Origin of the sequence: Stenotrophomonas sp. STK16_22, assembly GCF_051984505.1 — a bacterium.
Classification (GTDB): Bacteria; Pseudomonadota; Gammaproteobacteria; order Xanthomonadales; family Xanthomonadaceae; genus Stenotrophomonas; species Stenotrophomonas maltophilia_A.
Map to the genome: position 1 here is coordinate 1859233 of NZ_CP196972.1, position 24678 is coordinate 1883910.

The window sequence follows — 24678 nt, forward strand, 5'->3', positions numbered from 1 at the left end:
AGGGGTCGGCACCCGCCATCAATCAGTTACGCAGCGGCTTGCCGGTCTTCAGCATGTGCGCGATGCGGGCCTGGGTCTTTTCCTGCTGGGCCAGTTCGACGAAGTGCTTGCGCTCCAGGGTCAGCAGCCACTCTTCGTCCACCAGGGTGCCGCGGTCGACCTTGCCACCGCACAGCACGGTGGCGATGCGTTCGGCGATCTCGTAGTCGTACGGGCTGATGAAACGGCCTTCCAGCATGTTGACCAGCATCATCTTGAAGGTGGCGATGCCCACGTCACCGGCCACCTGGATGCGGCGTGCCGGCAGCGGCGGACGGTAGCCCGCTTCGGCCAGTGCACGGGCTTCGGCCTTGGCGATGTGCAGGGCCTCGTAGCTGTTGAACACCACCTTGTCGGTACTGCGCAGCAGGCCCAGTTCCTTGGCGTTGACCGCCGAGTTGGACACCTTGGCCATCGCCACGGTCTCGAAGGTCTTCTTCAGTTCGGCGAACACGTCACCGCCCGGGCCCGCGGCCTGAGAGGCACGCACGGCCAGTTCCTTCAGGCCGCCACCGGCCGGCAGCAGGCCGACACCGGCCTCGACCAGGCCGATGTAGCTTTCCAGGAAGGCCACGGTCTTGGCGCTGTGCATCTGGAACTCGCAGCCGCCGCCCAGGGCCAGGCCACGCACCGCTGCCACCACCGGCACCAGCGAGTACTTGATGCGCTGGCTGGTGCGCTGGAAGTTGGCGACCATTTCCTCGAACTGGTCGACCTTGCCGGCCTGCAGCAGGCCCAGTGCACCGGCCAGGTCGGCACCGGCGGAGAAGGGCTCCTTCTGCTGCCAGATCACCAAGCCCTGGAAGTCCTTCTCGGCGCGGCTCACGCATTCCTGCAGGCCGTCCAGCACCTGGTCGGACACGGTGTTCATCTTGGTCTTGAAGCTGACCACGGCAATGCCATCACCGTCGTGCCACATGCGCAGGCCGTCGTTCTCGAACACGGTCTCGCCCGGCGCGAACTTCTCGCCCAGCAGCGGATCCGGGAAGCGCTGGCGCTGGTACACCGGCAGCGACGAGCGCGGCAGCTTGGCGTTGCGCGACGGGCTGTAGCTGCCCTCGGCGGCGTGCACGCCGTCGCGGCCGTCGAAGACCCAATCCGGCAGCGGGGCATTGCTCATGCTCTTGCCGGCGACGATGTCATCGGCGATCCACTGCGCCACCTGCTTCCAGCCGGCGGCCTGCCAGGTTTCGAACGGGCCCAGCGACCAGCCGTAGCCCCAGCGGATGGCCAGGTCGACATCGCGCGCGGTCTCGGCAATGTCGGCCAGGTGGTAGGCGCTGTAGTGGAACAGGTCGCGGAAGGTCGCCCACAGGAACTGCGCCTGCGGGTGCTGGCTCTCGCGCAGCTTGGCGAACTTCTCGGCCGGGTTCTTGATCTTCAGGATCTCGACCACGTCCGGTGCGGCAGTGCGGTCGGCCGGGCGGTAGTCCTGCTTCTCCAGGTCCAGCACGACGATGTCCTTGCCGACCTTGCGGAAGATGCCGGCGCCGGTCTTCTGGCCCAACGCGCCCTTGGAAATCAGCGCGTCCAGCCACTTCGGCGACTTGAAGAATTCATGCCACGGGTCATTCGGCAGGGTGTCGCCCATGGTCTTGATGACGTGGGCCATGGTGTCCAGGCCGACCACGTCGGAGGTGCGGTAGGTGGCCGACTTCGGGCGACCGACCAGCGGGCCGGTCAGGCCGTCCACTTCATCGAAGCCCAGGCCGAACTGCTGGGTGTGGTGGATGGTGGACAGGATCGAGAACACGCCGATGCGGTTGCCGATGAAGTTCGGGGTGTCCTTGGCGTACACCACGCCCTTGCCCAGGGTGGTGACCAGGAATGCTTCCAGTCCTTCCAGCACGGCGGCATCGGTGGTGGTGGCCGGGATCAACTCGGCCAGGTGCATGTAGCGCGGCGGGTTGAAGAAGTGCACGCCGCAGAAGCGGTGGCGCAGCTGCTCGGGCAGCACGTCGGCCAGCTTGTTGATGCCCAGGCCCGAGGTATTGGAGGCCAGCACCGCGTGGTCGGCCACGAACGGGGCGATCTTCTTGTACAGGTCCTGCTTCCAGTCCATGCGCTCGGCGATGGCCTCGATGATCAGGTCGCAGTCCTTCAGCTGCTCCAGGCCGGACTCGTAGTTGGCCGGGGTGATGGCTTCGGCCAGCGACTTGCTGGCCAGCGGCGCCGGGCTCAGCTTGCCCAGGTTGGCGATCGCCTTCAGCACGATGCCGTCGGCCGGACCTTCCTTGGCAGGCAGGTCGAACAGCACGGTGTCGACGCCAGCGTTGGTGAGGTGGGCGGCGATCTGGGCACCCATGACGCCGGCACCCAGCACGGCGGCGCGGCGGACTAGCAGGGAATTGGACATGGTGTAGGGCCTTTGTTGGTCAGCAGTTACTGGGTGGAATCAAAGGGAAGCGGGCAGGGCGCTGGCGCGTGCGGCGGCGCGGAACCCGGCTTCGGCGAAATGGATCAGTTCGTGGGCGGCATGGGCACGATGCGCCGCTTCGGTGACACCGGCGGGACGCTTGATCAGCCCGAAGTCGGCCATCGCATAGGTCAGCGAGCCGGCCAGGAAGTCGAGGCGCCAGTACAGCTCCTCCTTGCTCAGGTCCGGCACGCACTCGCCGATGGCCTTGCCGAACGCACGCAGCACGTGGCCGTAGTGGTCGGACAGGAACTTGCGCAGGTTGTCGTTCTTCTCGGCGTAGGCGCGGGCGATCACGCGCACGAAGGCGCCGCCGTTCTGGCGGTCCTGGGCCAGCGCCAGGGCCGGCTCGACGAAGGCAGCCAGCACCGGGCGCAGTTCACCCGGGTGCTCGGCGCGGGCGCGCTCGAGCTGCGACAGGCGGGCACCGGTCATCTCGTCCATGCGGCGGCGGAACACCTCGTTGACCAGGTTTTCCTTGGAGCCGAAGTGGTAGTTGACCGCGGCGATGTTGACGTCGGCCTGGCTGGTCACCTGGCGCAGCGAGGTGCCAGCGAAGCCGTGCTGGGCGAACAGCTCCTCGGCCGCGCCGAGGATCCGGTCCTTGGTCGAGAAGTGGGCGGGCTTGGCCATCGGTGGGCGGACCTTAATCAAACGATTGTTTGATACTAGGACCAGACGGTACCGTATGGCATTTTGCAGTGCAGCAAAATCGGCCGATCCGGTCAGATTTCACTCAGGTGGGTGAATGGGGTAGTGCCGGCCGCTGGCCGGCAGCCCCGAGGTTGAATGGCGCCCAATGCCGGCCAGCGGCCGGCACTACCATGCCGCCGCTTTATCTTTTACAATTCGCCTACGTTTATCAGGCTAAGCCCGCGTCCCGACGCGGGTTTTTTTCATGTTACCCTTCGGGCCATCAGCGGCCCGATTCCATTGGAGACATCCCATGGCGCTGGAGCGCACCCTTTCGATCATCAAGCCGGACGCCGTTGCCAAGAACGTCATCGGCGAAATCTACGCCCGCTTCGAGAAGGCCGGCCTGAAGGTCGTGGCCGCCAAGTACAAGCAGCTGTCGCGTCGTGAAGCCGAAGGCTTCTACGCCGTGCACCGCGAGCGTCCGTTCTTCAACGCGCTGGTCGAGTTCATGATCTCCGGCCCGGTGATGATCCAGGCCCTGGAAGGCGAGAACGCCGTCCTGGCCCACCGCGACCTGCTGGGCGCCACCAACCCGAAGGAAGCCGCGCCGGGCACCATCCGCGCCGACTTCGCCGAATCCATCGATGCCAACGCCGCCCACGGCTCGGACTCGGTCGAGAATGCCGCGATTGAAATCGCCTACTTCTTCGCCGCCACCGAAGTCGTTTCGCGCTGAGAGTAATGCCGTGAACGAGGTCGTACAGTCCCCCGCCATCCAGCCGCTGCCGAAGTCGGCACCCACGGCTGGCAAGCAGAACCTGCTCGACCTCGATCGCGCGGGCCTGGAGAAGTTCTTCGTCGAGGTTCTCGGCGAAAAGAAGTTCCGTGCCCATCAGGTGATGAAGTGGATCCACCATCGCTACGTCACCGACTTCGATGAAATGACCGACCTCGGCAAGGTCCTGCGCGCCAAGCTGCAGGCCCATGCCGAGGTGCTGGTTCCCAACATCGTGTTCGACAAGCCCTCCGCCGACGGCACCCACAAATGGCTGCTGGCGATGGGCGTGGATGGCAAGAACGCCATCGAGACCGTGTACATCCCGGACAAGACCCGCGGCACGCTGTGCGTGTCCTCGCAGGTCGGTTGCGGCCTGAACTGCACGTTCTGCTCCACTGCTACCCAGGGCTTCAACCGCAACCTGACCACCGCCGAGATCATCGGCCAGGTGTGGGTTGCCGCGCGCCACCTGGGCAACGTGCCGCACCAGATGCGCCGCCTCACCAACGTGGTGATGATGGGCATGGGCGAGCCGCTGATGAATTTCGACAACGTCGTGCGCGCCATGAGCGTGATGCGCGACGACCTGGGCTACGGCCTGGCCAACAAGCGCGTGACCCTGTCGACCTCCGGCCTGGTGCCGCAGATCGACCGCCTGTCTGCCGAAAGCGACGTGTCGCTGGCGGTGTCGCTGCATGCGCCGAACGACGCGCTGCGCGAGACCCTGGTGCCGCTCAACAAGAAGTACCCGATCGCCGAGCTGATGGCCTCGTGCGCACGCTACCTGCGCGCCAACAAGCGCCGCGAATCGGTCACCTTCGAATACACCCTGATGAAGGGCATCAACGACAAGCCCGAGCATGCCCGCGAGCTGGCCCGCCTGATGCGCCAGTTCGACAACGCGGTGCAGGCCAAGGATTCGGGCAAGGTCAACCTGATTCCGTTCAACCCGTTCCCGGGTACCCGCTACGAGCGTTCGGAAGAGGCGCACATCCGCGCCTTCCAGAAGATCCTGCTCGACAGCAACGTGCTGACCATGGTCCGCCGTACCCGTGGCGACGACATCGACGCCGCCTGTGGCCAGCTCAAGGGCCAGGTGATGGACCGCACCCGCCGCCAGGCGGAGTTCAACAAGACGCTGCAGGCGGGGAAGGGGAGCGATGCCGCGGCCTGACCGCCTCTGGCTGGTTCTGCTCGCAGGCACGCTGGCCCTCGCGGTCGGCGGCTGCAAATCCCATCCCAAGGCCAAGCTTGGCCCGAGCGAGGCGCCGGTCTACTCCGTCCGTGATCCGGAAGGGGTGCGGCAGCAGGTGCGCTGGCAGGAGTTGCTGACCCTGGCCGGCCGCGACATCCAGGGCGGCAATCTCGATGCTGCCGAGCGCAAGGCGCGCGAAGCCCAGAAGCTGGTGCCGACGGCCCCCGACGGCCTGGTCCTGCTTGCGGGCATCGACGAGCGTCGCGGTCGCAGCCAGCAGGCCGGCGAGAACTTCCGCAAGGCTGCCGAGCTGGCGCCGCAACGTGGCGACGTGCTCAACAACTATGGTGCCTGGCTGTGCCAACAGGGCCAGGCGGCCGAATCGCTGGTGTGGTTCGATCGTGCCCAGCGGGCGCCGGGCAATCCCGCCGTCGCCGAAGCGCAGTCCAATGCCGGCAGCTGTGCGCTGGATGCAGGCCAGTTCGAGCGTGCCGAGCGCGACCTGCGCGCGGCGCTGTCGGCGCTGCCGGGAAACCCGGTCGCGCTGGAGGCCATGGCCCAGCTCAGCTTCCGCCAGGGCCGCTACATGGAGGCCCGGGCCTTCGCCGAACGTAGGATTGCGGCTGCACCCGCAACGCGTTCCGTGTTACAACTTGCGTCTCAAATCGAAGCGCGGCTGGGTGATCGGGCGGCATCTGACCGCTATCTTCAGCGCATTCGACAGGAATTTCCGCAGGAAGCGGGCTCCTAACTCCAGGGTTGATGCATTGTGATTGATGACCAGACTGTGAGCGCTCTCGAGACTGCGGCCGGCTGCGGCACCCGCCTGCGCCAGGCCCGTGAAGCGGCCGGACTGACCCTTGAGGATGTCGGCTCGCGCCTGCGCATGCCGGTCCAGGTGGTCAGGTCGCTGGAGGAAGAGCAGTGGCAGAAGCTGGGCGCGCCAGTCTTCGTGCGCGGCCAGTTGCGCAGCTACGCGCGCCTGCTCGACGTCGATGTGAGCCAGCTGCTGGAGCAGGCCCAGGTGGGTCCTGTCGTGCCGCCCACCCTGGTCAGCCATACCCATACCCCGCGTGCGCGCCGCATTGCCGAGAATCTCGGCCGGCGCGTGCTGTACGTCGGCATCACCGCCGTGCTGGCCGTGCCGGTGTGGTTCGCCACCCGCGGCCATTTCGATGGCAGTGCCACGCCGTCGCCGAACACGGCCTCGCTGGACGCGATCCCGGCCGCTGTGCCGGTGGCCCCGTCCGCTGCGGGTGTCGAGCCGGCAGCCCCGGCTGAAGTCGCGAGTGCCCCGGCCAGCAAGCCGGCCGCAACCCCGTATGTCGCTTCGCTGTCCCCGGTGCCGCGTTCGGCACCCGCTGCGCCCGCAGCCGCCAATACGCTGGAGATGCAGTTCAGCGGCGACAGCTGGGTCGATATCGGTGGTCCGGACGGCGCCACGGTCGAAAAGGCGCTGATCAAGTCCGGCGAGAGCCGCAGCTTCACGCCGGGCCAGGTGACCCGGGTGACCCTGGGCAACGCCTCGGCGGTCCAGGTTCAGCAGAACGGCGCTATCGTCGATCTGACCCCCTACCAGCGAGCCAACGTGGCACGCTTTCAGGTATCCTCTGAAGGCTCCGTAGTCCCGGTTTCGCACTGAGGCGCGGTTTCACCACCTTCGATTAAACCCAATGGTCCCTCCCGATGGGCGGGGCGAGAGTACGCATGGCGATCGACGATCTGCTCGACGAGCACGAACAAAGTGAACGCGTCCGCAGCTGGCTGCGGAAGAATGGCGCCAGCATCCTCGGTGGCGTAGCCATCGCGATCGGTGCCATTGCCGGCTGGCAGTGGTACCAGAAGGATCAGGGCGGCAAGCTGGCCTCGGCCAACGTGGAATACCAGAAGGCCCTGGTCGGTCTTCAGCAGAACAAGCTCGACGACGCTGCCAAGGCAGTGAAGGCGCTCGAAGCGGGCCCGTCCAGCATCTATGGCGACCTCGCGGCGCTGCAGCTGGCCAAGGCCCAGGTCGACGCCGGCAAGAACGAAGAAGCGCTGGCCACCCTGCGCGCCGTGAAGGTCGAAAGCGACCTGCAGCGCGTGGTCGACCAGCGTGTGGCCCGCCTGCTGGTGGCCACCGGCAAGAGCGACGAGGCGATCAAGCTGCTGGGCAGCGCCACCGACAGCAGCAGCCTGGAAATCCATGGCGATGCGCTGATGGCGCAGGGCAAGCGCGATGACGCCCGCGCACAGTACGAGAAGGCGCTGAAGTCGCTGGACGTGGCAGCGCCGCAGCGGCGCCTGCTGGAAACCAAGGTTATGGATGCCGGCGGCACGGTCGCCGCCCCTGCGGAGTCGGTTTGATGAGTCAGAAGGTCATGATCACCCGCGTCGCCACCGTGCTCCTGATGGGCATGGCCCTGACCGGCTGCAGCACCATGAAGGGCTGGTTCGCCGGCAAGGACGCGGCAGCGAAGAAGGCCCAGGAGCCGGCTGAGCTGGTCAAGTTCGAGCCGAGCGTCAAGGTCAACAAGGCCTGGTCGGTCAACCTCGGCAAGGGCGAGCGCCGCATCGGCGTGCGCCAGGGCCCGGCGGTGGCCAATGGCCACGTGTTTGCCGCGGCGATCACCGGTGGCGTGCACGCCATCGACCTGCAGACCGGCAAGAAGGTCTGGACCTGGGAGCCGCAGAAGGAAAAGAAGAAGCCGAAGCTGCGCCTGTCCGGCGGCCCGGGTGTCGGTGAGAACCTGGTCGTGATCGGCACGCTCGATGGCCAGGTCATCGCCCTGGACATCAATGACGGCAGCGAGAAGTGGCGCGCCCGTGTTCCGGGTGAGGTCATTGCCGCGCCGGCCGTGGCCCAGGGCCTGGTGTTCGTGCGCAGCAACGACGGCCGCGTCACCGCGTTCGATGCCGGCAACGGCACGCAGAAGTGGTTCAACCCGAGCGAACTGCCGGCGCTGACCGTGCGCGGCAACGCGCCGGTGGTCACCGGTCCGGGCGTGTTGTTCATCGGCAAGGACGAAGGCGCGGTTGCCGCGCTGGCCATGCAGGATGGGCGTACCCTGTGGGAACAGAACCTTGGCAACGGCGAAGGCCGTACCGAGCTGGACCGCATGGCCGATGTCGACGGTGCCCCGGTGCTGGAGGGCAACACCCTCTTCGTGAGCAGCTTCAAGAACCAGACCATGGCCATCGAAGGCCCGACCGGTCGCCCGCTGTGGGCGCGCGACCATGGCGGTGCAGGTGGCGTGGCAGTGTCGTCGGGCAATGTGTTCGTCACCGACAACAAGGGTGGCGTGTTCGGCTTGGACAAGGCGACCGGCGCTGCCATGTGGTCGCAGACCGAGCTGGCGCGTCGTTCGCTGACCGGCCCGGCGCTGCACGGTGATTACGTGGTCGTCGGCGACTACAAGGGATACGTGCACTGGTTGAAGACCTCCGATGGTGCGATGGCGGCACGGGCGAAGAGCGGCGGTGACGCCCTGCTGGCCCAGCCGGTCGTCGTCGACGGGGTGCTGCTGGTGCAGAACGTGGATGGCAAGCTGACCGCCTTCCGGTTGGCAAATTAAAAATTGGAGTAATCGCGATGCTGCCTTTGGTCGCCCTGGTTGGACGGCCGAATGTCGGCAAGTCGACTATTTTCAATGCGCTTACGCGCACCCGCGACGCGCTGGTCCATGACCAGCCCGGCGTCACCCGTGACCGCAACTACGGCGTCTGCCGCCTCGACGAGGACAACCATTTCCTCGTCGTGGATACCGGCGGTATTGCCGGGGAAGACGAAGGCCTGGCGGGTGCCACCACGCGCCAGGCCCGGGCTGCGGCGGCCGAAGCCGATCTGATCCTGTTCGTCGTCGACGCCCGCGAGGGCACCTCGGCGCTGGACGACGAGATCCTGGCCTGGCTGCGCAAGCTGTCGCGCCCGACGCTGCTGCTGATCAACAAGATCGACGGCACCGACGAGGACAGCGTCCGTTCGGAGTTCGCCCGTTACGGCTTCGGCGAGATGCTGACCGTCTCGGCCGCGCACCGCCAGGGCCTGGACGACCTGCTTGACGAAGTGATCCAGCGCCTGCCGGAAGAAGGCAGCGGCGAAGAACTGGACAACGATCCGAACCGTATCCGCATCGCCTTCGTCGGACGTCCGAACGTGGGCAAGTCGACCCTGGTCAACCGCATCCTCGGTGAGGAGCGCATGATCGCCTCCGACGTGCCGGGCACCACCCGCGACTCGATCGCGGTGGACCTGGAGCGCGACGGACGTGAGTACCGGCTGATCGACACCGCCGGCCTGCGCCGCCGTTCGCGCGTGGACGAGGTCGTCGAGAAGTTCTCGGTGGTCAAGACCATGCAGTCGATCGAGCAGTGCCAGGTCGCCGTGCTGATGCTGGACGCCACCGAAGGCGTGACCGACCAGGACGCCACCGTGCTCGGTGCCGTGCTCGACGCCGGCCGCGCGCTGGTGATCGCCATCAACAAGTGGGATGGCCTGACCGAGTACCAGCGCGAACAGGCTGAAACCATGCTGTCGCTGAAGCTGGGCTTCGTGCCCTGGGCCGAATCGGTGCGCATTTCGGCCAAGCACGGCTCGGGCCTGCGCGAGCTGTTCCGTGCGGTGCACCGCGCGCACGAATCGGCGAACAAGACCTTCACCACCAGCGAAGTGAACAAGGCGCTGGAAGTGGCGTACGAGACCAATCCGCCGCCGACCATCCGCGGCCACGTCTCCAAGCTGCGCTACGTGCACCCGGCCGGTTCCAACCCGCCGACCTTCATCGTGCACGGCACCCGCCTGAAGGAACTGCAGGAGTCGTACAAGCGCTACCTGGAGAACTTCTTCCGCAAGCGCTTCAAGCTGATCGGTACGCCGGTGAGCTTCATCTTCCGCGAGGGCACCAACCCGTACGAGGGCAAGAAGAACGTCCTCACCGAGCGGCAGGTCAAGGCCAAGCGGCGCTTGATGAAGCACGTCAAGGGCAAGTGATTCACGGGAAGGCGGCCGCAGGGCCGCCTTTTTTGTCTGTGGTAGTGCCGGCCGCTGGCCGGCAACCCGATGCCTGGCGTGTTCACGAGGTTGCCGGCCAGCGGCCGGTACTACCCCTACGTCTACAGTCCTCAATCATGGCGAACTGTTGCGACGAGCGCGGCAATGCGGCAACGCGCATGGGGCGCTGCGGGGCGCGGCGATCATCGATTCGGGTAGCTGCGCCTGTCCCGTGAGGCTTGCCCAGACCAGGGTGGTACCCAGTACCCCTGCCAGGTACGCCACCGACACCGCGCCGATCACCAGGCCCGCGGCATGCTCCAGCCACGGAAGCGATCGGCAACACCCCTGTGCCCAGCGCGGATGGCTGCCGAGCCACGCCATCAGCAGGCCGAGCGACAGCGCGACGCCGCCCAGGCAGGCCACGTAAGCGGCCTTTGTATCCATGTCGGCAACGAGGCCGCTGACCAGGGCTGCAACCGCGAACTGCAGCGTCCAGTTGTTGATGCTGGCGAGCGCCAACAGGCATCCAGCCTCGGCGTGCGGCCAACGGGAGCGGGCCTTCAGGCCCCGGGGCATCTGCAGGGAAAGCGGAGAGAGGGAGGTCAGCCCGGCGTCGCGCAGGCACATGCCCGCCAGGCGCAGCAGCAGCAGGCAGCCCGCGCACTGCATCGCCAGCGTCCACAGGCCGCGGTTTCCCAGCATGCCCGCCGCAACGAAGGCCGTGGCGCAGATGATGCCCGTACCGATGGCGATACCGAACGATGCGGCCATGGCGGCGTGCCCGCCCGCGCCCATCGCGGTGCGCAGGATCTTCGCGTGATTCGACGCAGGCAGGAGCAGGGCGAAGCCGTACAGCACCGCGACGATGAAGAACTGCTGCACGAAAACCTGCCACCAAACTACAGAAAGTGCCGAATGTGGGCTGCGCTGGACGCGCCGTATTGAACGCTATTGCGACAGGCGCGAATTACCGGCATCAGCCCAGCCACAGCGACACGGCGATCCATAGCGCCAGCGCAATCATCAGGAGCCCTGCGGCCCGTTCCAGCCAGGGCAGGGCACGCGCGAATCGACCCAGCACCCACGGGTGGCCAACCAGCGCGGCAACCAGCAGATCCCATAGCAGGACGATGCCGAACATCCACGCGCCATAGAAGAACTTCGTTGCGGCGCTGGGCTGCGGACCGTTGAGCATTGCCGCCAGCGTTGCGTAGAACAGCGCATTCTTCGGGTTCAGCAGCGCAGACAGGGCACCCAGCGCTGCCGCCCTCCACCATCCCTGGGCCCCACCCGCTGGCGATCCGGCGGCAGCTTCAGGTGCCTGCAACGTCGTCGAACCCGCATGGCGCAGGAACAGCGTGCCGAGGTACAGCAGGAACCCGCAGCCCGCCAACTGCACCGCAATGAACCCTGCGCTGCCTGGGCGCAGCATGGCCGTTCCGGTGAAAGCGGCCACGATGAAGACGCCATTGCCGACGGCGATGCCTGCGCAGGCACCACTGGCGGTGCGCCAGCCCGAGGTGATCGCGGTGCGTGCAACGAGGAAGAAGTCGGGGCCGGGTGAGAGCAGGGCGAGAAAATGTACGGTGGCGATGACCAGGAACTGTTCCATCGGGTCCGGCGGCGGCTGGCTGGGGCGCCAGTCTGCGGATGCCCCGCGCGATGGTATTGAACGTTATTGCAGGCTCAGCGCCGGTATTGGCCCGGGGTTGCACCGGCGTGGGCCTTGAAGACCCGCTGGAAATGGCTCTGGTCGGCAAAACCCAGCGCATGCGCGACCACGGCCAGTGCCTGCCCTTCGCACAGCCGCCGGCGGGCCTCCTGGATGCGTTGATCGATCTGCCAGGCGTGCGGTGTCAGGCCCGTAGCGCGTCGGAAGGCGCGGATCAGCTGGTAGCGGCTCATGCCTGCCAGCGATGCCAGCTCCTGCAGGGCCGGGGTGTGTTCGAGCCGCTGGCGCAGAACGTCCATCACCGGCTGCAAGCGCTGCTGTAACGCGGCATCTTCAAGCGGGCCGGCGACGGCTACACCATCGTGTTCCTCCAGATCGCCGACGAACGCGATCAGCGCCGCTTCCTTGACGCTGACCGGGTCGTCGGAGAACAGCGTCTCGTTGAGCTGGCAGTACTGCTGGTAGCGAGGGCGATGGTTGGAAATCCGGATCGGTTCCTGCTGCCAGTCGGGTTCGGGCAGGTCGTCATACTCGGCGCGGACCTCGGCCATCCAGCGCGGGTCCAGATGCAGCATCTGGTAGCTCCAGAGCTGGCCGGGCAGGGGGTTGCAGGCGTGCACGCGGCCTGCGGGCACGCCGACCAGACTGCCGGGCTGCAGCAGACGCGGCCCTTTCGCGGCGCCGGTGAACACGCTGCTGCCGGCGTCGACGGCGCCGATCGAGAAGGTGTCATGGCTGTGCGGGCGATGGCAGGCGCGGCTGTCGCACGCCCGTCGGCTTTCGACGAAGGGCATGCGCGGGTCACGCCAGAATTCGGTGGCAGAGCGCATGCAGCGGTTCCGGGATGCAGGGGCAACGCCCGCATGGTGCCATGTTCGGGGCAGGGCGCGTCGAGGGTGTCTGCGCGATAATGCGGCCATGAGCATCCAAGAGCTTTCCCCCGCGCAGGCGCGCGAGCGCCTGGCCCACGGCGCGGTGCTGATCGATGTGCGCGAGGCGCACGAGCGGGCCGGCGGGATGGCCGAGGGCGCGCGCGGCGTGGCCAAGGGCGAGCTGCAGGCCGACCCGGCCGCACACCTGCCGCGGCACGACCAGGAGATCCTGCTGATCTGCCAGAGCGGCAAGCGCTCGGCCGATGCCGCGCAGTTCCTGCTGCAGGCCGGCTACACCCACGTCGCTTCCGTGACGGGGGGTACCGTGGCCTGGCGCGAGCAGTCGCTGCCGCTGGTGCAGCCGCTGGCCAGCGCCGCCGACCGTGACTTCTACGACCGCTATTCGCGGCACCTGCTGCTGCCGCAGGTGGGCGAGGCCGGCCAGCGCCGGCTGCAGCAGTCGCGCGTGTTGGTGCTGGGCGCGGGTGGGCTGGGCGCACCGGCTGGGTTCTACCTGGCTGCCGCCGGGGTGGGGCACCTGCGCTTCGCCGACCACGATCGCGTGGAGCGCAGCAACCTGCACCGGCAGATCGTGCATACCGAAGCCAGCGTCGGCCAGCTCAAGGTCGATTCGGCGCGCGAGCGGCTGCTGGCGCTGAACCCGTCGATCGAGGTGGAGGCCGTGCCGGAGCGGGTCACCTCCGAGAACGTGGATGCGCTGTTGGACGGCGTGGACGTGGTGCTGGATGGCTCGGACAACTTCCCGCTGCGCTACCTGCTCAACGACGCCTGCATCAAGCACGCGATACCGATGGTGTACGCCGCCATCGAGCGCTTCGATGGCCAGGTAAGCGTGTTTGACGCCGGCCGCCAGCGCGGCGTGGCGCCGTGCTACCGCTGCCTGTTCCCGGAGCCACCGCCGCCGGAGTTCGCGCCGAACTGTTCCGAGGCCGGTGTGCTGGGTGTGCTGCCTGGCCTGGCCGGCGTGCTGCAAGCGACCGAGGTGCTGAAGCTGCTGCTGGGCATCGGTGAACCACTGGTCGGCCGCCTGCTGCGCTTCGATGCGCTGGGCATGCGCTTCCGCGAGACCGGCATCCGGCCGGACCCGCAGTGCCCGGTGTGCGCGCCGGGCGTGCCGTTCCCGGGGTATATCGATTACGCCGCGTTTTGCCGGGGTGGGTGAGGCTGGCCGGGGAATGCCTTGGTAGATGCCGACCTTGGTCGGCGTTTTCGTGCCAACCAAGGTTGGCACCTACCGAAGCGGGTGCATGGTGGCACCCACCGACGCGGATGCATGGTTTCGGGATGATGCTGGGGGTAGCTCCCTACATCGTTCCACCTCCAAGACAATCCGGCGCAACATGCGTGCTATTGCCGTCATCGGCATTGCTCTATTGTTGAACCCGATTCTGGATCTTGGGGAACACACCGCATGGCGGTAGAAGCAGCGACCAGCGAGCTGGTCAAGGTCGTCGCCCTGTTGGGCGCGGCGGTGGTGATGGTGCCTTTGTTCCGCCGGGCCGGCCTGGGCTCGGTGCTGGGCTACTTCGCCGCCGGCCTGGCGATCGGACCGTTCGGGCTGGGCTGGTTCTCCGACCCCCAGGCCATCCTGCATACCGCCGAGCTCGGTGTGGTGATGTTCCTGTTCGTGATCGGCCTGGAAATGCGGCCCTCGCACCTGTGGAGCCTGCGCAAGGAGATCTTCGGGCTGGGCACGCTGCAGATCGTCACCTGTGCGCTGGTGCTGACCAGCATCGCCAAGTTGTTCGGCCTGCCCTGGCAGGTGGCCTTCATCGGCGCCACCGGCTTCGTGCTCACCTCCACCGCAGTGGTGATGCAGTTGCTGGCCGAGCGTGGTGACATCGCGCTGCCGTCGGGGCAGAAGATCGTCTCCATCCTGCTGTTCGAAGACCTGCTGATCGTGCCGTTGCTGGCGCTGGTGGCCTGGATGGGCCCGAGCGCGGGCAGCGCCGATGGCGAGGGTTCGCGTTGGCTGTCGGTGGCGATCGGCGTCGGCGCCATCGTTGGCCTGGTGCTGGTCGGCCGCTTCCTGCTCAACCCACTGTTCCGCGTGCTGGCCGAGTCGAAGGCGCGCGAGGTGATGACCGCCGCCGCGCTGCTGGTGGTGCTGGGTGCGGCGTTGCTGATGCAGCTGTCCGGCCTGTCGATGGCGATGGGCGCGTTCCTGGCCGGCGTGCTGCTGAGCGAATCGACCTTCCGCCACCAGATCGAAGCGGACATCGAACCGTTCCGCGGCATCCTGCTGGGCCTGTTCTTCCTCAGCGTCGGCATGGCGCTGGACCTGGGCGTGGTGGCCGGCAACTGGCAGCTGATCCTCGGCCTGGTGCTGGCGCTGATGGCAGCCAAGGCGCTGTGCATCTACATAGTGGCGCGCATCATGGGCAGCGACCACGCGCAGGCGCTGGATCGTGGCGTGCTGATGGCGCAGGGCGGCGAGTTCGCCTTCGTGCTGTTCTCTGCCGCCGCATCGGCCGGCGTGATCAACCTGGAGATCAATGCCAACTTCACCGCCGTGGTGGTGCTGTCGATGGCGCTGACCCCGCTGGTGGTGCTGCTCTACAAGCGCGTGGCGCCGAAGCCGACGGTGAACATGGACGGCGTGGACGAGGCCGATGGCCTGTCCGGCAGCGTGCTGCTGATCGGCTTCGGTCGCTTCGGCCAGGTCGCCAGCCAGTCGCTGCTGGCGCGCGACGTGGACGTGACCATCATCGACAACGATGTGGAGATGATCCAGAGCGCGGCGCGCTTCGGTTTCAAGATCTACTACGGCGACGGTACGCGACTGGACGTGCTGCATGCCTCGGGCGCGGCGACTGCACGTGCGATTGCGGTCTGCGTGGACAAGGCCGAGGCCGCCGACCGCATCGTTGAACTGGTGGCACACGAGTTCCCCCAGGCCAAGCTGATGGTGCGCTCGTTCGACCGCGAACATTCGCTGCGGCTGATCCATGCCGGTGTCGATTTCCAGATCCGCGAGACGTTTGAATCGGCAGTGCTGTTCGGCCAGGCCGCGCTGGTGGAACTGGGTGCGGACGAGGACGATGCGATCGAAATTGCCGAGCAGATCCGTCGCCGCGATGCCGAGCGTTTCGAGCTGGAGATTGCCGGTGGTGGTCTGAATGCCGGCGCCAAGATGGTGTTTGGCAACTCCGGCCAGGGCGTGCCGACGCCGACACCGTTCACCGCGCCGAAGCGGGCAAGCAAGACGTTGAACCCGCAGGACGTGCCGGAAGAGGAAGAGTAAAGCCCGGTCGTGCCGGCCGCTGGCCGGCAGATACGGAAACGTTTCGACGTCATGGGGTTGCCGGCCAGCGGCCGGCACTACCGTGTGGGGAATTGCCGAAGCCGGTGGTTGGTAGTGCCGGCCGCTGGCCGGCAGATACGGAAACGTTCCGACGTCATGAGGTTGCCGGCCAGCGGCCGGCACTACCGTGTGGGAATTGCCGAAGCCGGTGGTTGGTCGTGCCGGCCGCTGGCCGGCAGGTACGGAATCGTTCCGACGTCATGGGGTTGCCGGCCAGCGGCCGGCACTACCGTGTGGGGAATTGCCGAAGCCGGTGGTTGGTAGTGCCGGCCGCTGGCCGGCAGATACGGAAACGTTCCGACGTCATGGGGGTGCCGGCCAGCGGCCGGCACTACCCGGGTCGGGAATTGCCGAAGCCGGCGGTTGGTCGTGCCGGCCGCTGGCCGGCAAATGCGCAAACGTTCCGACGTCAGGAGGTTGCCGGCCAGCGGCCGGCACTACCGTGTGGGGAATTGCCGGAGCCGGTGGTTGGTCGTGCCGGCCGCTGGCCGGCAGATGCGCAAACGTTCCGACGTCATGGAGTTGCCGGCCAGCGGCCGGCACTACCGGTGCGCGGTGTCGGCGCGCGGCGGTGGGCGAGGGGGCCTGAATCGGGGACAATAGCGTCCCCGCCGCCCCACGCCCGCTCCCGATGACCGATTCCGCCCCCCTACATCCTGCCCGCATCCTTGATGGCCGCCGTATCGCCGAGGACCTGCTCGACAGCCTGAAGGTGCGCGTCGACGCTCGCGTGGCCGCCGGTGGCAGCCGCCCGGGCCTGGCCGTGGTGCTGGTCGGTGGCGACCCGGCTTCGACCGTGTACGTGCGCAATAAGCGCCGTGCCGCGGAGAAGGTCGGCATCGAAGCGCATGACTACGATCTGCCGGCCGGTACTACCGAAGCCGAACTGCTCGACCTGATCGACCAGCTCAATGCCGATCCGAAGATCAACGGCATCCTGATCCAGCTGCCGCTGCCGGGCATCCCCGACGCGCGCCGCCTGATCCAGCGCATCGACCCGCGCAAGGACGTGGACGGTTTCCACCCGGAAAACGTCGGCCACCTGGCCCTGCGCGAGTTCGGCCTGCGCCCGTGCACCCCGCGCGGCATCACCACGCTGCTGGGCCACACCGACCAGCCGGTACGCGGCCGCAACGCCACCATCGTTGGCGTGAGCAACCATGTCGGCCGGCCGATGGGCCTGGAGCTGCTGATTGCCGGCTGCACCGTGACCAGTTGCCACAAGTTCACCCCCAAGGACGTGCTGGAGCAGGCCGTGCGCAACGCCGACATTCTGGTGGTGGCGGTGGGCCGCCCGGGCATCGTGCCGGGCGAGTGGGTGAAGCCGGGCGCGGTGGTGATCGACGTGGGTATCAACCGGCTGGATGACGGCCGGTTGGTGGGCGATGTCGGGTTTGAAGCGGCCGCCCAGCGGGCCAGCTGGATCACCCCGGTGCCGGGCGGCGTCGGCCCGATGACCGTGGCCACGCTGATGCAGAACACCCTGGAAGCGGCGGAAGCGCTGAGCTGACCTGCGATTGGGGAGATCTGCTGTTGGTGGGTGCCGACCGTTGGTCGGCACAATGCCGGGGCAGGCCGATGACCCGCTCCTGGTAGGTGCCAACCTTGGTTGGCACGATCCGTCCGGCACCTGGACCCCAGGTGGGGTGAAGGCCTCTGGCTGTTTGTGCCAACCAAAGTTGGCACCTACCAAAGGCGCTCCAGGGCTGGCCCGAGTGATCCTCTTAAGGTGGGTGCCGACCGTTGGTCGGCACAATGCAGGAGACACAGGTGTCTGAAGGGTAGTGCGGACCATCGGTCCGCACCCACCAAAGGCAGGCCGATGACTCGCTCCTGGTAGGTGCCAACCAAGGTTGGCACCTACCAAAGGCAGTATGCCGCCGGCCCGGATGGCCCCCTGAACCAATCACCGCCCGCGCGACACTGCGTCGCATTTACCCCCTGCCACGCGGCGCGAAAACAGGGTAAAATGTCGCGCTTCCCCACATCTCGGGTATGCCGATGCTGCGCATCCAGGCTGAAGCACTCACTTACGACGACGTCTCGCTCGTCCCCGCCCACTCGACCATCCTGCCCAAGGACGTCAACCTCGAAACGCGGTTGACGCGCGACCTGAAGCTGAAGCTTCCGATCCTGTCCGCAGCCATGGATACCGTCACCGAAGCCCGCCTGGCCATCGCCATGGCCCAGCTCGGCGGCATGGGCATCATCCACAAGAATCTCAGCCTGGAACAGCAGGCCGCGGAAGTGGCCAAGGTCAAGAAGTTCGAGGCCGGTGTCATCCGCGACCCGATCACCGTCGGCCCGGAAACCACCATCCGCGACGTGCTGGCCCTGACACAGGCGCACAACATCTCCGGCGTGCCGGTGGTGGGCAGCGACGGCCTGCTGGCCGGCATCGTGACCCACCGCGACATGCGCTTCGAAACCGAGCTGGACGATCCGGTCCGCCACATCATGACCAAGAAGGATCGCCTGATCACGGTCAAGGAAGGCGCCGCGTCGGATGAAGTGCTGCAGCTGCTGCACCGCAACCGCATCGAAAAGGTGCTGGTGGTCAATGATTCGTTCGAACTGCGTGGCCTGATCACCGTCAAGGACATCCAGAAGAACACCGACTTCCCCAACGCTGCCAAGGATCTGTCGACCCGCCTGCTGGTCGGCGCTGCCGTCGGCGTGGGTGGCGATACCGATCGCCGCGTGGAAGCGCTGGTCGCCGCCGGCGTGGACGTGATCGTGGTCGATACCGCGCACGGCCACTCGCAGGGCGTGCTGGACCGCGTCAGCTGGGTCAAGAAGAACTTCCCGCAGGTGCAGGTCATCGGTGGCAACATCTGCACCGGCGAAGCCGCACTGGCGCTGCTGGACAGCGGCGCGGACGCCGTCAAGGTCGGCATCGGCCCGGGCTCGATCTGCACCACCCGCGTCGTCGCCGGCGTCGGTGTGCCGCAGGTCACCGCCATTGATCTGGTGGCCGAAGCCCTGCAGGACCGCATCCCGCTGATCGCCGATGGTGGCATCCGCTACTCGGGCGATATCGGCAAGGCGCTGGCCGCCGGTGCCTCGACCATCATGGTCGGTGGCCTGCTGGCTGGTACCGAAGAATCGCCGGGCGAGACCGAGCTGTACCAGGGCCGTTCGTACAAGAGCTACCGCGGCATGGGTTCGCTGGCTGCCATGGAGAAGGGGTCGAAGGACCGCTACTTCCAGGACGCCGCCACCGCCGACAAGCTGGTGCCGGAAGGCATCGAAGGCCGCGTGCCGTACCGCGGCCCGGTGGGCGGCATCATCCACCAGCTGATGGGCGGCCTGCGCGCCACCATGGGCTACGTGGGCTGCGCCACCATCGAAGACATGCGCAGCAAGCCCAAGTTCGTGAAGATCAGCGGCGCCGGCCAGCGTGAGAGCCACGTCCACGACGTGACGATCACCAAAGAGCCGCCGAACTACCGCGCCTGATGCGGGCCGAGCAAAGAGGAACGGGGAAGCACTTCCCGTTCCTCTTTCTCCATCTGCCGCCGTAAATCTGATTTCGTTTTCCCTACTGCATTGCCGGGGCGCCATGACCAACATCCATAACGACAAGATCCTCATCCTCGATTTCGGCGCGCAGTACACGCAGCTGATCGCCCGCCGCATCCGCGAGCTGGGCGTCTACTGCGAAATCTGGGCGTGGGACCACAACCCGGCCGAGATCGCCGGCTTCGGCGCCAAGGGCATCATCCTGTCCGGTGGCCCGGAATCGACCACGCTGCCGGGTGCGCCGGCCGCGCCGCAGGAAGTGTTCGACAGCGGCCTGCCGATCTTCGGCATCTGCTACGGCATGCAGACCCTGGCCGCGCAGCTGGGCGGTGCCACCGAAGCCGCTGACCAGCGCGAGTTCGGCCACGCCGAAGTGAACGTGATCAACCCGGATGCACTGTTCAAGGGCCTGAGCGACCACGGCGGCGAGCCGAAGCTGAATGTCTGGATGAGCCACGGCGACCACGTCTCCGTTGCACCGCCGGGCTTCACCATCACCGCCACCACCGACCGCATTCCGGTGGCCGCCATGGCCAACGAAGAAAAGCGCTGGTACGGCGTGCAGTTCCACCCGGAAGTGACCCACACCCTGCAGGGCCAGGCGCTGCTGCGCCGCTTCGTGGTGGATGTGTGCGGCTGCCAGACCCTGTGGACCGCCGCCAATATCATCGACGACCAGATCGCTCGCGTGCGCGAGCAGGTGGGCGATGACGAAGTGATCCTGGGCCTGTCCGGCGGCGTCGATTCGTCCGTGGTGGCTGCGCTGCTGCACAAGGCCATCGGCGAGAAGCTGACCTGCGTGTTCGTGGATACCGGCCTGCTGCGCTGGCAGGAAGGCGACCAGGTGATGGCGATGTTTGCCGAGCACATGGGCGTAAAGGTCGTGCGCGTGAATGCCGCCGATCGTTACTTCGCCGCGCTGGAAGGCGTGAGCGACCCGGAAGCCAAGCGCAAGATCATCGGCAACCTGTTCGTTGAGATCTTCGACGAAGAGTCGAACAAGCTGAGCAACGCCAAGTGGCTGGCGCAGGGCACCATCTACCCGGACGTGATCGAGTCGGCCGGCAGCAAGACCGGCAAGGCGCATGTGATCAAGAGCCACCACAACGTGGGCGGCCTGCCGGAGCACATGAAGCTGGGCCTGGTGGAGCCGCTGCGCGAGCTGTTCAAGGACGAAGTGCGCCGCCTGGGCGTCGAGCTGGGCCTGCCGCGGACCATGGTCTACCGCCATCCGTTCCCGGGCCCGGGCCTGGGCGTGCGTATCCTGGGCGAAGTGAAGCGCGAGTACGCCGAGCTGCTGGCCAAGGCCGATGCCATCTTCATTGATGAGCTGCGCAAGGCGGACCTGTACGACAAGACCAGCCAGGCGTTTGCCGTGTTCCTGCCGGTGAAGTCGGTGGGCGTGGTGGGTGATGCGCGCGCTTATGAGTGGGTGATTGCGCTAAGAGCGGTGGAGACGATCGACTTCATGACCGCGCACTGGGCGCATCTGCCGTATGAGTTCCTGGGTACGGTGAGCAACCGGATCATCAATGAGTTGCGGGGGGTGTCGAGGGTGGTTTATGACATCTCGGGGAAGCCGCCGGCGACTATTGAGTGGGAATGAGTTGAAAGAACGAGGGCGCCGAAAGGCGCCCTTGTTGTTTGTGGCTTGATCGAGTGACCTGCAACTTCTGGGCCTCAATAGCTGTACGTGATCGTTGGGAAACTGCGAACGAGCCGGAGAGACTGTGTCTTGTAGGAGTGCTTGGGGTCACGTAACTTCATCTCAGTAAGTTTGACGGGGGGGGGGCTACGCCGGATGCGGATCTTCCGGATGCATGAACTTTTGTGTAATGTCGCATGAGTCCAGCTCTTGGGGGCGTGGCTGCTGTTGTGCTGAGTAACCATTTTGGTTGCTTTTGCGCGATAGCAATGGAAACCAGCTTCAATATTTGTCTAACGATCTTGTGACTAGAAATGGCGCGAGCTACCGGGCCAATCAGGGACTGATTCGGAGGCTAGGATGCTGGAGGTGGACAAGAAGCGCGAGGCGACAGCTTCGATCAGAGGGTACTTTTACCAACTCGACGCTGCCTTACTCGAAATCTTGCGCGCGGGCCTGAACGATGACATCGTCATTGAGGGTGTTGAAGATTTTGATCGTTACACGGATGAAGGTGTAATTTACGGCCAGGTAAAGTACTACGCGGAGCAGAACTTAACAGACTCAGTGCTGCGTGATCCTCTGTACAAGCTCTTTGTTCATTTCCATGGGCTCGAAGAGGGGCAGCGCGCAGGTAGAAAATACATCCTGTACGGGCACTTTTCAGAAGTTAAGATCGATATTGGTGAGCTTTCCGTCGAGCGATTTAAGTCGGTGATGGAATACCGCAAGGAGGTGAGGGCTGCTGATGGGACGATAACGTACGAGAAGAAATCCCTGCTCAATGGATCCACAGCGCCGGATGAATTGATCGAGGCGTTCTGCAAGAATTTCAGTATAAAAATTGCTGCTGAATATTCTGAACATCGAAACAGCGTTATTGAGGCCATACGGAAGAGCCAAGGTGTCTCAGTTCTTGAGGCTGAAGGATTTCACTATCCAATAGCCCTCGATTACATTGCGACACTGGCCACAAAAAAAGATCACAACGATCGAAGGACTACCCGTCGTGATCTGCAGGAAGTGCTCAAGGGCGCCCAGGTCGTCCATCATCGTTGGCTTCTCCGAGAGAAGGAGGAGGTCGAGTACGCGAAGCATATGAAGCGCCTGTACTTCTCGCCGACGAACGGCGCGGGAATGGTTCGCGCTTTCATTATTCAGTGTGATACCGGAACAGACCCTTCGGATATCTGCGATCAACTCAGGTCCATCGGTAAAAACTGGAGTTCCGCTAAGAATCGTCGCATCCAAAATTCCGACCGCTACGCTCCATTTATCCTGCTGCGCGGTGCGGATGAAGAATTTATTCTGCAGGTAAAGAACGATCTTTTCGATACTGGAATAATTTTCGTGGACGGCTTCCCGTATCGCGGATCGCCATTCCGCATTGATCACCTCCATAGCCTGCAGACTCAACAGCATCAGATCGAAATTCGCTTTGTCGACGACGAAGTGCAGTTGCAGACGGCCCTCGATGGCATGGGGCGGAAGTCGTGCCACATCTATGACTTCTTCCTTGAAAGCCCTGTGACCATGGATATGCCGGGTCCAAAGAGTCGGCTGTACTCGATCCCCGTCAGCAGCATCTCCACAATCAAGAAAATTATTTGAGGACGTACAATGACTGAGGAAATCGCAAATGCCGAGGTTGTGGCGGTTTACCCCAATAAGGTTCGAGTAGCCGTTGACGATCTGTTGAACTTCCAATCAGCCGGTGAGGCTCTTCGCGTTGGATCATTTCTTAAAGTATCGGACAACGAAAACGTCTCTCTTATTTGCATCATCGAAAGCTTTTCAATCGAAATGAAGGAGGTCAAAGGAGGCGAAGGTGGTGACTACAGGCGTGTCTATATGATTGACGCCTATCCTCTTGGGACCCTTAAGGAAGGAAAGTTCAATCGTGGCGGCGACGAGTTGGCAATTCCACCGAAGAAGGTCGTCCCGGCAACGAAGGTGGAAATCGCAGCCATCTATGCAGACTGCTATGCGGCTGAAGACCGCTTTTGCTTTTCTTCACTGACCCGGCAACGTGATATCGTCGTGCCCGTTCACGGCGACCGGTTCTTCAACAAGCATGTCGCCGTTGTCGGTGCTTCGGGATCCGGAAAATCGTCAAGTGTGTCTTCTATTCTGCAAAGGGCTGTATCAGCCAAAGCTGGCGAGTACCAGGGTCTTAATAACTCACATATTCTTATATTCGATCTTCACTCTGAGTACGCCGCAGCTTTTCCGAATGCAAGCGTAATTACCGTCGATGATCTTGTCCTGCCGTATTGGCTGCTAAACGAAGACGAGATGGAGGACATGTTCCTCGAGTCAGGCGATAACAACAATTACAATCAGGAGGCATTGCTGAGGCAGGTTGTTACCATCGCAAAGAAAATCAGTAACCCCGGTGTCGAGAAGGTAAATTTCGACAGTCCCCTTCCGTACGAGATCGATCATGTCGCGAATGCGTTCAGAAATCTAACTAGAGAGGCAAAGAATGCTGACAATTCTTTGTTGATCAAGTTTAAGGACGGCTCGGAAGTCGAATTCGAAGACGTCGATGCCCAGATCGAACACTACTGTAAAGAGTTGCGCGAATTTGCACCGACAAAACGTAGTGAGATTAACAAAGGGCCGTATGCCGATGGCTCGATCGATAAGTTCGAACGGCGGGTCAGATCGAAGATTGGAAATGCGCGGCTTGGGTTCATCTTTGGCCAGAAGGCTAGGAAGGCTTCTTTGGAGGATGTGCTTAGACAGTTCACCGGCTACAACGTCGGAGGTGAGTCGAATGTCACCATTATCGACCTTAGCGGCATCCCCTTTGAACTGCTCAGCATAACCGTTTCGCTCATCTCCCGTCTGATGTTCGATTTTTGCTACTACGCACGGCGCGTTGAAACCAAAACCGAACAGCCATTCCTGATGGTCTATGAGGAGGCGCACAAGTATGCGCCGAAGAGTGGACTTGCGCGCTATAAAGCTTCACTGGGTGCGATCGAACGCATAGCCAAAGAAGGTCGAAAGTACGGCATCAGCCTGCTTATTTCGAGTCAGCGACCGTCTGAAATTTCAGAAACTATCTTTTCGCAGTGCTCCAATTTCTTGGCGATGCGTCTTACTAATCCCGATGATCAGGGCTATGTCCGCCGACTACTGCCGGATACGCTTGGCAACCTAACAGAGGGTATGCCCGCACTGGAGCAAGGGGAAGCACTTCTGATTGGTGATGCCGTGATCATGCCGTGCGTTGTGTATGTAGAGAAATGTGATCCTGAGCCCTCGTCTAGTGATGTGAAGTACCTTACGCTCTGGAAAGCAGAATGGAAGAATATCGACTTCGAAAAGCGTGCCGACAACTGGCGAGGGTGATGATCAAGGATCGCAGATCCAGGTCGTTGATAAAGATGGATGATCAGAACCCAGTGGCACGGGGCTGTCCCAGAGCTTCGTGAAATCAACCGCCTTCTTGATCGGAATCAACAATGAGTTTGGCGCGAGCTAACGTACTGCCCGCGCTCCGTCCGTCGATGGCGACTACTTCGTTATGTATAGGGGCATTTTCGAGGCAATGGGTGCGAGCTCACCTTGAAGCTGGTTTCATACACTGTGAGCGTT

At 64.4% G+C, this 24678-nt stretch carries 19 protein-coding genes; 14 read left to right on the forward strand and 5 right to left on the reverse strand.

Annotated features, from left to right (window positions below):
• Positions 1 to 22: 22 nt before the first annotated feature.
• Positions 23 to 2395 (reverse strand): 3-hydroxyacyl-CoA dehydrogenase/enoyl-CoA hydratase family protein, encoded by a 2373-nt coding sequence (locus tag ACSYAO_RS08585; RefSeq protein WP_012479946.1) that lies wholly within the window; start codon positions 2393 to 2395, stop codon positions 23 to 25.
• Positions 2396 to 2434: 39 nt separating this feature from the next.
• On the reverse strand, positions 2435 to 3088 hold the full coding sequence (locus tag ACSYAO_RS08590; RefSeq protein WP_005409294.1) for a TetR/AcrR family transcriptional regulator: 654 nt from the start codon (positions 3086 to 3088) through the stop codon (positions 2435 to 2437).
• A 313-nt stretch (positions 3089 to 3401) separates the two neighbouring features.
• On the opposite strand from ACSYAO_RS08590, the gene ndk reads away from it, so the two are divergent.
• The 7 genes from ndk to der all read left to right on the forward strand — a co-directional run bounded on the left by ndk (position 3402) and on the right by der (position 10033).
• Entirely contained in the window at positions 3402 to 3827 is a 426-nt protein-coding gene (gene ndk / locus ACSYAO_RS08595; RefSeq protein ID WP_005409295.1) for a nucleoside-diphosphate kinase, read from the forward strand.
• A 10-nt stretch (positions 3828 to 3837) separates the two neighbouring features.
• Positions 3838 to 5043 carry a 23S rRNA (adenine(2503)-C(2))-methyltransferase RlmN gene (rlmN, locus tag ACSYAO_RS08600; protein ID WP_005409296.1) on the forward strand — a complete coding sequence of 402 codons (1206 nt, stop codon included), beginning with the start codon at positions 3838 to 3840 and terminating at the stop codon, positions 5041 to 5043.
• Positions 5030 to 5815 (forward strand): tetratricopeptide repeat protein, encoded by a 786-nt coding sequence (locus tag ACSYAO_RS08605; RefSeq protein ID WP_005409297.1) that lies wholly within the window; start codon positions 5030 to 5032, stop codon positions 5813 to 5815. Before rlmN ends, ACSYAO_RS08605 begins: the two co-directional genes overlap by 14 nt.
• An 18-nt stretch (positions 5816 to 5833) precedes the next feature.
• Positions 5834 to 6706, forward strand: a complete 873-nt coding sequence (locus ACSYAO_RS08610; RefSeq protein ID WP_005409298.1) for a RodZ domain-containing protein — start codon at positions 5834 to 5836, stop codon at positions 6704 to 6706.
• Between the two features lie 65 nt (positions 6707 to 6771).
• Positions 6772 to 7410, forward strand: coding sequence for a YfgM family protein (locus ACSYAO_RS08615; RefSeq protein ID WP_005409299.1), 639 nt, complete (start codon positions 6772 to 6774; stop codon positions 7408 to 7410).
• Positions 7410 to 8618 carry an outer membrane protein assembly factor BamB gene (bamB, locus tag ACSYAO_RS08620; RefSeq protein WP_005409300.1) on the forward strand — a complete coding sequence of 403 codons (1209 nt, stop codon included), beginning with the start codon at positions 7410 to 7412 and terminating at the stop codon, positions 8616 to 8618. The genes ACSYAO_RS08615 and bamB overlap by 1 nt, the downstream gene beginning before the upstream one ends.
• Before the next feature lie 17 nt (positions 8619 to 8635).
• Positions 8636 to 10033: a ribosome biogenesis GTPase Der gene (der, locus tag ACSYAO_RS08625; protein WP_005413118.1), complete on the forward strand. Its 1398-nt coding sequence runs from the start codon at positions 8636 to 8638 to the stop codon at positions 10031 to 10033.
• Between the two features lie 135 nt (positions 10034 to 10168).
• Here der and ACSYAO_RS08630 read toward each other — a convergent pair whose 3' ends face one another.
• The 3 genes from ACSYAO_RS08630 to ACSYAO_RS08640 all read right to left on the reverse strand — a co-directional run bounded on the left by ACSYAO_RS08630 (position 10169) and on the right by ACSYAO_RS08640 (position 12538).
• Positions 10169 to 10918 carry a hypothetical protein gene (locus tag ACSYAO_RS08630; protein ID WP_049460623.1) on the reverse strand — a complete coding sequence of 250 codons (750 nt, stop codon included), beginning with the start codon at positions 10916 to 10918 and terminating at the stop codon, positions 10169 to 10171.
• 94 nt (positions 10919 to 11012) lie between these two features.
• A complete protein-coding gene (locus tag ACSYAO_RS08635) occupies positions 11013 to 11648 on the reverse strand; it encodes a LysE family translocator (RefSeq protein ID WP_049397574.1) in 636 nt (211 codons plus the stop codon).
• Between the two features lie 74 nt (positions 11649 to 11722).
• Positions 11723 to 12538, reverse strand: a complete 816-nt coding sequence (locus ACSYAO_RS08640) for a helix-turn-helix domain-containing protein (RefSeq protein ID WP_049460620.1) — start codon at positions 12536 to 12538, stop codon at positions 11723 to 11725.
• An 88-nt stretch (positions 12539 to 12626) separates the two neighbouring features.
• Here ACSYAO_RS08640 and moeB point away from each other — a divergent pair, with 88 nt between their 5' ends.
• From moeB to ACSYAO_RS08675, 7 genes are all read left to right on the forward strand, one after another.
• Positions 12627 to 13763 (forward strand): molybdopterin-synthase adenylyltransferase MoeB, encoded by a 1137-nt coding sequence (moeB, locus tag ACSYAO_RS08645; RefSeq protein WP_076739218.1) that lies wholly within the window; start codon positions 12627 to 12629, stop codon positions 13761 to 13763.
• A gap of 249 nt (positions 13764 to 14012) precedes the next feature.
• Positions 14013 to 15845, forward strand: a complete 1833-nt coding sequence (locus ACSYAO_RS08650; RefSeq protein ID WP_099562828.1) for a monovalent cation:proton antiporter-2 (CPA2) family protein — start codon at positions 14013 to 14015, stop codon at positions 15843 to 15845.
• Positions 15846 to 16536: 691 nt separating this feature from the next.
• Complete coding sequence (gene folD, locus ACSYAO_RS08655; protein WP_012479956.1) at positions 16537 to 17415, forward strand: bifunctional methylenetetrahydrofolate dehydrogenase/methenyltetrahydrofolate cyclohydrolase FolD; 879 nt, start codon at positions 16537 to 16539, stop codon at positions 17413 to 17415.
• A 491-nt stretch (positions 17416 to 17906) separates the two neighbouring features.
• Complete coding sequence (gene guaB / locus ACSYAO_RS08660; RefSeq protein ID WP_049483302.1) at positions 17907 to 19364, forward strand: IMP dehydrogenase; 1458 nt, start codon at positions 17907 to 17909, stop codon at positions 19362 to 19364.
• Positions 19365 to 19467: 103 nt separating this feature from the next.
• A complete protein-coding gene (gene guaA / locus ACSYAO_RS08665; RefSeq protein WP_076739215.1) occupies positions 19468 to 21033 on the forward strand; it encodes a glutamine-hydrolyzing GMP synthase in 1566 nt (521 codons plus the stop codon).
• A gap of 408 nt (positions 21034 to 21441) precedes the next feature.
• A complete protein-coding gene (locus ACSYAO_RS08670; protein ID WP_143578705.1) occupies positions 21442 to 22683 on the forward strand; it encodes a DUF4297 family anti-phage-associated protein in 1242 nt (413 codons plus the stop codon).
• 9 nt (positions 22684 to 22692) lie between these two features.
• Entirely contained in the window at positions 22693 to 24432 is a 1740-nt protein-coding gene (locus ACSYAO_RS08675; protein WP_414574451.1) for an ATP-binding protein, read from the forward strand.
• Positions 24433 to 24678: the final 246 nt, after the last annotated feature.